Annotated in this window: 6 protein-coding genes and 2 pseudogenes; 4 read left to right on the plus strand and 4 right to left on the minus strand. The window is 66.9% G+C overall.

What is annotated here, in order from left to right:
• Nucleotides 1–178: 178 nt before the first annotated feature.
• Nucleotides 179–562, minus strand: a pseudogene (locus FHG89_RS00930) (transposase family protein); the annotation flags it as partial.
• 230 nt (nucleotides 563–792) lie between these two features.
• Between FHG89_RS00930 and FHG89_RS00935 the strand changes: the two are divergent.
• The gene (locus tag FHG89_RS00935) at nucleotides 793–1,986 is read left to right on the plus strand and encodes an IS110 family RNA-guided transposase (protein WP_139582003.1); all 1,194 of its coding nucleotides are present in this window, start codon (nucleotides 793–795) and stop codon (nucleotides 1,984–1,986) included.
• Between the two features lie 47 nt (nucleotides 1,987–2,033).
• Here the strand turns inward: FHG89_RS00935 and FHG89_RS00940 are convergent.
• A pseudogene (locus tag FHG89_RS00940) lies at nucleotides 2,034–2,417 on the minus strand (transposase family protein); the annotation flags it as partial.
• Between the two features lie 77 nt (nucleotides 2,418–2,494).
• On the opposite strand from FHG89_RS00940, the gene FHG89_RS00945 reads away from it, so the two are divergent.
• Entirely contained in the window at nucleotides 2,495–3,094 is a 600-nt protein-coding gene (locus FHG89_RS00945) for an AAA family ATPase (protein WP_208760823.1), read from the plus strand.
• A 584-nt stretch (nucleotides 3,095–3,678) separates the two neighbouring features.
• Nucleotides 3,679–4,965: an IS256 family transposase gene (locus tag FHG89_RS00955; RefSeq protein WP_139582007.1), complete on the plus strand. Its 1,287-nt coding sequence runs from the start codon at nucleotides 3,679–3,681 to the stop codon at nucleotides 4,963–4,965.
• On the opposite strand, the gene FHG89_RS00960 is transcribed toward FHG89_RS00955, so the two are convergent.
• Nucleotides 4,931–5,158, minus strand: a complete 228-nt coding sequence (locus tag FHG89_RS00960) for an NUDIX hydrolase (RefSeq protein ID WP_139582009.1) — start codon at nucleotides 5,156–5,158, stop codon at nucleotides 4,931–4,933. The two genes, FHG89_RS00955 and FHG89_RS00960, sit on opposite strands and share 35 nt — an antisense overlap.
• 39 nt (nucleotides 5,159–5,197) lie before the next feature.
• A complete protein-coding gene (locus FHG89_RS32710) occupies nucleotides 5,198–5,803 on the minus strand; it encodes an NsdA family TPR-like regulatory protein (RefSeq protein ID WP_167517318.1) in 606 nt (201 codons plus the stop codon).
• Between FHG89_RS32710 and FHG89_RS00970 the strand changes: the two genes are divergently transcribed.
• A partial coding sequence (locus FHG89_RS00970) for a helix-turn-helix domain-containing protein (protein ID WP_482809815.1) occupies nucleotides 5,748–6,440 on the plus strand: 693 nt, incomplete at its 3' end. The two genes, FHG89_RS32710 and FHG89_RS00970, sit on opposite strands and share 56 nt — an antisense overlap.

Raw genomic sequence — 6,440 nt, forward strand, 5'->3', positions numbered from 1 at the left:
ACACTGATCACCAGACAGCCCTTGGTTTGCGATCTTCTTCCCTAGACAAGAGGAATGATCGATCAAGGGCTGTCGTCATGATCAGCCGGGGTCGATACCACCGCCCAGCAGGTTAAATATCAAGCTAAGGGCTGTCTCGTAACTGGGTGGAGGCGGTTGCCTGCGGCCGAGTCTGTGATCACCAGGTCAGGGCGATGTTGTGCAGATTGGCGATGCCGGAGCGGCAGTGGTCAATGTGCGGGCGGCGCGGCGGTAGTCGCGCAGGATCTTCCAGGTCTTCATCCTGGCCAGGGTGTGCTCGGACGGTGCGGTGCTGGGCATTCAGGTCCTGCTTCCAGACCGGTAGTGGGCTGCCGTCGCGGTTCTTGCGGTAGGGGATGATCACCTCGGGGTTGCCGCGGTGGCCGCCGTCGGCCATGACGGGCCGTCCGGCCAACTTCTGGTCGATGCCGGAGGTGCGGTAGACGATCGTGTCGTTGCGGTTGCCCGGCTGGGGGTCGCCGACGGCGATGACCAGGCGGGTGCTGGCGTCGACGGCCACTTGCAGGTTCGTCGAGTACCGGTCCTACCTTCTTTCTCGGGTTGAGCGGGCCAGTCGTAGGGTCCGGGAGACCCAGGGGCGTCGGGTATGGCTCAGTACCGGTTGCCGCGCATGGCTCGAACTACTTGGCCGCCCGGCGCCCCGCGACGACCCGGCCGCCGATTGGGATGTGCGAGCAGATCGCTGTGTAGGACAACGCCGGCGCGGTCGTCCGCGACAACTGAGGGCACGACGAGCTGGCGGAGGTAGGAATGGCTAATGTCTGGGCGGGTGTGGACGCTGGGAAGTCCCATCACCACTGCGTGGTCATCGACGCGGACGGCAAGCGTCTCCTGTCACGGCGGGTGGCCAATGATGAGCCCGAACTGCTGGCACTGATCGGTGATGTGATTCGCCTGGCCGATGAAGTGACCTGGGCTGTGGACCTGCCCGACGGTGGCGCCGCTCTACTGATCGAGCTGCTGGCCGCTCACGACCAAGCCCTGCTCTACATTCCGGGCCGCACTGTCAACCGTGCGGCCAGCGGTTACCGAGGCGAGGGCAAGACAGACGCTCGTGACGCGGCGATCATCGCGGACCAGGCCCGCATGCGCCGCGATCTGCACCCGCTGCGAGCCGGTGACGAGATTAGCGTGGAATTGAAGATCCTAACTACCCGGCGAGCAGACTTGGTCGCCGATCGCACCCGTGTCATCAACCGGTTGCGCAGCCTGCTCACCAGCATCTTCCCCGCACTGGAGCGTGCCCTGCCCGACCTGACCCGCGCCGGACAGCTCACGCTGCTGACCGGCTACCAGACCCCGGCAGCGCTGCGACGCATCGGCCGGGCCCGCCTGGAAACCTGGCTGCGCGCCCGCAACGTCCGCAACCCCGGCAAGATCGCGACAGTGGCCGTCGAGGCAGCACATCGCCAGCACGCCGCCCTACCCGGCGAGGCCCTGACCGCCTCCGTGATCGCCGCGCTGGCCAAGGAGGTGCTGGCTCTCAACGAGCACATCGCCGCAACCGAACAGCTCATCGATAGCCACTTTCACCAGCACAAACTCGCCGAAGTGATCACCAGTATGCCGGGCATCGGCACGCTGCTGGGCGCGGAATTCCTGGCCGCCACCCGCGGTGCCTTGGACTCTTTCGGCACCCCCGACCGACTGGCCGGCCTCGCCGGCCTGGCACCCGCCGCCTGGGACTCCGGGCGCATCCACGGCAACCTACGCCGCCCCAGGCGCTACCACCGCGGCCTACAACGAGTCTTCTACTACTCCGCGCAGATCAGCATCGCCAGCTGCCCGGAGTCGCGGCGGTTCTACGACCGCAAGAGGGCCGAGGGGAAGCGTCACACCCAGGCAGTTCTGGCACTCGCACGACGCCGCGTCAACGTGTTGTGGGCGCTGCTGCGCGACCAACGGCCCTACCAACCACTTCCGCCTGCCACGGCCGCTGCATGACGCTCTCATCGGGCGCCACCAAGGCCGCTTGACAACTTCATTGGGAAGTAGTTCTGGCTCGGCGCCGCGAGGCGGCGGTCCCGCGTTGGGATGAGGGTGCGGTCGACAATGGCGATCTGGTCGACCGGCCGGCGGTGTACAGGTGCGAGAACCAGCAGCGGGCCGAGGGTGTCGATGACGCGGTGCGCGGCGGAATGCGAAACTCCGAACAGCGGGTCGATCTGCCGCATGGTCAGGTTCGTGCGCCAGTAGACGGCCACCAGCAGCACCCGGTCGGGAAGATCGAGGGCCTACTGCCGGCCCGGCCGACCGTCAGCGATCCCGTCCCCGCCACGCTCGGCGACCAGACGGACCAACCTGCGGAACTGAGCGGGGGCCAGCCCCGTGAACGGGGGGATCCACTCCTGGCGGGCTGCGGAGATCACCTGCACCCACGCATCCTCGGCGATCATCCTTAGCGGACAGACACCGGGGTGACGAGGAGTAGGCGCCTATCAGAGAGGACGACGTGAGCAGCCAGTACATCGTCGTTACCGGGGGACCCGGAGCCGGCAAGACCACGCTGATCGACAGCTTGCGGCGTGCCGGTCACGCCTGCATCGACGAAGCGGGGCGACAGATCATCCAGGACCAGCTATCGATCGGCGGCCAAGCGCTGCACACCGGGGACTCACGACTGTTCGCCGAGGTCATGCTCAGCTGGGAGATCCGCTCCTACCGCCAAGCCAGCCAGCATCCCGGACCCGTCTTCTTCGACCGAGGGATCCCAGACCTCGTCGGCTACTACCTCCTACTCGGCCAGCCCGTCCCAGCGCACGTAACAGCAGCAGCACAGCTGTTTCGCTACCACCACCGTGTGTTCATCGCACCGCCCTGGCCGCAGATCTACACCACCGACAGCGAACGACACCAAGACTTCGCCGAAGCCGTGCGTACCCATGACGCCATGGTCGCCGCCTACACCCAACACGGCTACCAGTTCAGCACGCTGCCCCGCAGCGACGTCGCCTCGCGCGTCAAGTTCATCCAGCAACACGCAGCAGCCATCGATCCCGGAACTCCGGGATCACCCCGCCTGAGCTACCCCGAGTCACGAGACGTCCCTTAGACGAGGCTACCCACCACCACACCGGCCCCGATCTGCTCGGCTTTGCCTTTATCGGCGGCTGACGGGATGGCATCCGACGTGTACCCACATCGAACGAGGCCTCGGCTCCCTTCATCTGGGAGTTTCTCGCCCCCCGCAGGGCCGTGGCCCTGCTTCGTGTTGTGCTCCATCAACGGAGGACGCTGGAACGTCCGAGCCGCCAGCAAGGTACAGCGGAACCCGTAGGTCACGAGCGCTCATCGCCGCACGAACTCGTGTGGTGACGTTGTCAGGAAGACGCTGCTCCGCCGTTCTAGGCGAGAAGAAGGCGGCGTCCTCCAACTCCTGTCGCGGCAGATCGAGACCATCGAGGTTGGCGATGGAACCGCAGTCGAACGTGAAGCTGACGATGGCGCGCGGCCGCTGCCCGGCGGGCGGTGCCCAGTCGACTACGAGTAGGTCACCCACCACAACCGAAATCCCCAACTCTTCTCGGATCTCACGGGCGCAGGCATCGTGGGGATATTCCCTTCGTGGGTCTGTGGATCTAAAGGTGTTTCCGGCCTGACCTGCCGGGCGTTGTGCCTGGTGAGGAGGGTGCCGTGATGACCGCGACACTGAACGACCAGACCGGACGCAAGAGGCGGCTCGAGCCCTCGCCGGAGGCGAAGGCCGCCGCCGAGCTGGTCCGGGCCGCGAAGGAACAAGGGCTGTCGCTGACCGGCCCGGACGGGCTGCTCAAGCAGTTGACCAAGACGGTCCTGGAGACCGCGCTGAATGAGGAGATGACCGAGCACCTCGGCTACGAAAAACACGACCAGGCCGGTGCTGGTTCGGGCAACATCCGCAACGGCACCCGGTCGAAGACGGTGCTGACCGACACGACCGGTCCGGTGCAGATCGACGTGCCACGCGACCGGGCCGGCACGTTTGAGCCGCAGATCGTGCGTAAGCGGCAGCGGCGCCTGTCGGGGGTCGACGAGGTCGTGTTGTCGCTGTATGCCAAAGGTTTGACGACCGGGGAGATCTCGGCGCACTTCGCGGAGATCTATGGGGCTTCGGTGTCGAAGGAGACGATCTCCCGGATCACCGACAAGGTGATCGAGGAGATGACCGACTGGTCCCACCGACCTCTCGACGAGATCTACGCCGCCGTGTTCATCGACGCCATCGTGGTCAAGGTCCGCGACGGGCAAGTCGCGAACCGGCCGTTCTACGCCGCGATCGGGGTCACCCTCGACGGGGACAAGGACATCCTCGGGTTGTGGGCCGGCGCCGGTGGTGAGGGCGCGAAGTTCTGGATGAGCGTGCTGACCGACCTGCGCAACCGCGGCGTGAAGGACGTGTTCTTCCTCGTCTGCGACGGCCTCAAGGGCCTGCCCGAGGTGGTCACGAACGTGTGGCCGCAGACCGTGGTGCAGACCTGCGTGATCCACCTGATCCGCAACACGTTCCGGCTGACGTCGCGCAAGTACTGGGACGAGCTCAAGCGCGACATCAAGCCGATCTACACCGCCGTCAACGCCGACGCCGCCCGGGCGGCGTTCGACGACCTCGCGGAGAAGTGGGGCGGCCGGTATCCGGCGGTGATCCGGCTGTGGGACAACGCCTGGGCGGAGTTCATCCCGTTCCTCGACTACGACCTGGAGATCCGCACCGTCATCTGCTCCACGAACGCGATCGAGTCGTTGAACGCCCGCTACCGGCGAGCGGTCAAGGCCCGCGGCCACTTCCCCAACGAGCAGGCCGCGTTGAAGTGTCTGTACCTGGTGACCCGATCCCTGGACCCCACCGGAGCAGGCAGAACCCGATGGACGATGCGCTGGAAACCCGCCCTGAACGCCTTCGCCATCACCTTCAGCGACCGCTTCCCAGCCGCTGAAACCTACTAACCAAGATCGCCGGAAACACCGTTAGCGAGACAGCCCCCCCTTCGTCGACATAGCCGCCGGGGAAGGCCCAGTGGTCGCGGTATGTGGGTTTGACGAGCAGCACGTTGCCCGCCGGGTTGGTGATGAAAGCGGCGGCTGCGGCGTAGAACGACGCCAGGTTGGCGTACCACGTAGCGGGCTCCGTCCAGGTCATCTCGGTGACGCTAGCGGACCGAGCCGGGTGGCTCCGTCTCTATGTGGCTGCCGGCCCGGCCGCGAGGGTATGCAGGACTTCGTTGACTTGGGGCGACACCTGCTGAGAGCTCAGCGTGGTGGTCAGTTCGTGGATGCGCTGTTGAACGCGCGTCGACTGGATCCCCGCAGCATGGTGCGCCAACTTCCGACCCCAAATGCAGGCGGCGTCGGTGTCCCCGGCGCGGGCATGAGTCATCGCGACGAGGGCGGTGTGCAGAGCACGCGTCCGGGTGTTCTGGCTGCCGAGGGTGAGGGCGTCGGGAGCGTGTCGAAGGGCCTGCGAGTACAGGCGCAAGTCGCCCAGGCACCTGACTGCGGCGCCAGCGAGGTGGGCCGGACTGAAGTAGCTGACCCAGCGCGGGCCGGTGTCCGCGCCAATGCGGTCGAGAGCCCGCTCGGCTCTGGCAAGCGCGAGCTGAATCAGGCCGAGGCGGAGCGCGTGCCCGTCGATGACACGACTCGTGCGGTCCCTGATCGGCGGTGGCGGCGTGAGCAGGGATGAGTTGCCGATCGGCCGTCGGGTGGCGGGTTGGCGGGTGCGGCGGTCAATGACACAGCAGATGTTCGCCGATCGGCTGCGCAGGTCGAAGAGCTGGGTCGACAAGATCGAACGTGGCGTCCGCCCCTTGGACCGGTATTCGGTGATCCAGGAGGTGGCCGGCGTTCTGCGGGTCGATCCGGAGGTGCTGCTCGGCCAGTCGTCCAGCAGCAGCCCGGCGGGCACCCCGGTCGGACTGGACGACATCCGGGCGGCACTCGCCCGCTACGACACCCCGCACGCTCCACCACAGACGCACGAGCTGAGGCGGCAGGTCGGGCATGCCGGGTTGGCGTATCAGCACGCGCACTACCCACAGTTGATGCGCGCGGTGCCGGGTCTGCTCGACGCCGCCCAGGGCGCGCGGTCGACGAAAGAGCTGGTGCAGGCGTACCGAACCACCGCGTTGCTGCTGGTCAAGCTCGGCGAGGCCGACCTCGGCTGGCTGGCCGCCGACCGGGCCATGGGTGCTGCCGGCGATGACCCGCTGCTCGCGGCGACGGCGGCCGTCGCGGTGGCCCAGGCGCTACGCGCGTCGGGCCGCGACCGGCTGGCCCTGTCCGCGACCCTCACCGCCGCCCACCGGGTCATGCCACCTCCACAGCAGAACGGTGATCAAGAGGTTTGCGGGGCTTTTGGAGATCAAAGTCGACGCAAGCCTCTTGGTCACCGGGGCGAGGGCGGGGGCGAGGGCGTCCACCGG

This window comes from Micromonospora orduensis, assembly GCF_006228125.1.
Taxonomy (GTDB): domain Bacteria; phylum Actinomycetota; class Actinomycetes; order Mycobacteriales; family Micromonosporaceae; genus Micromonospora; species Micromonospora orduensis.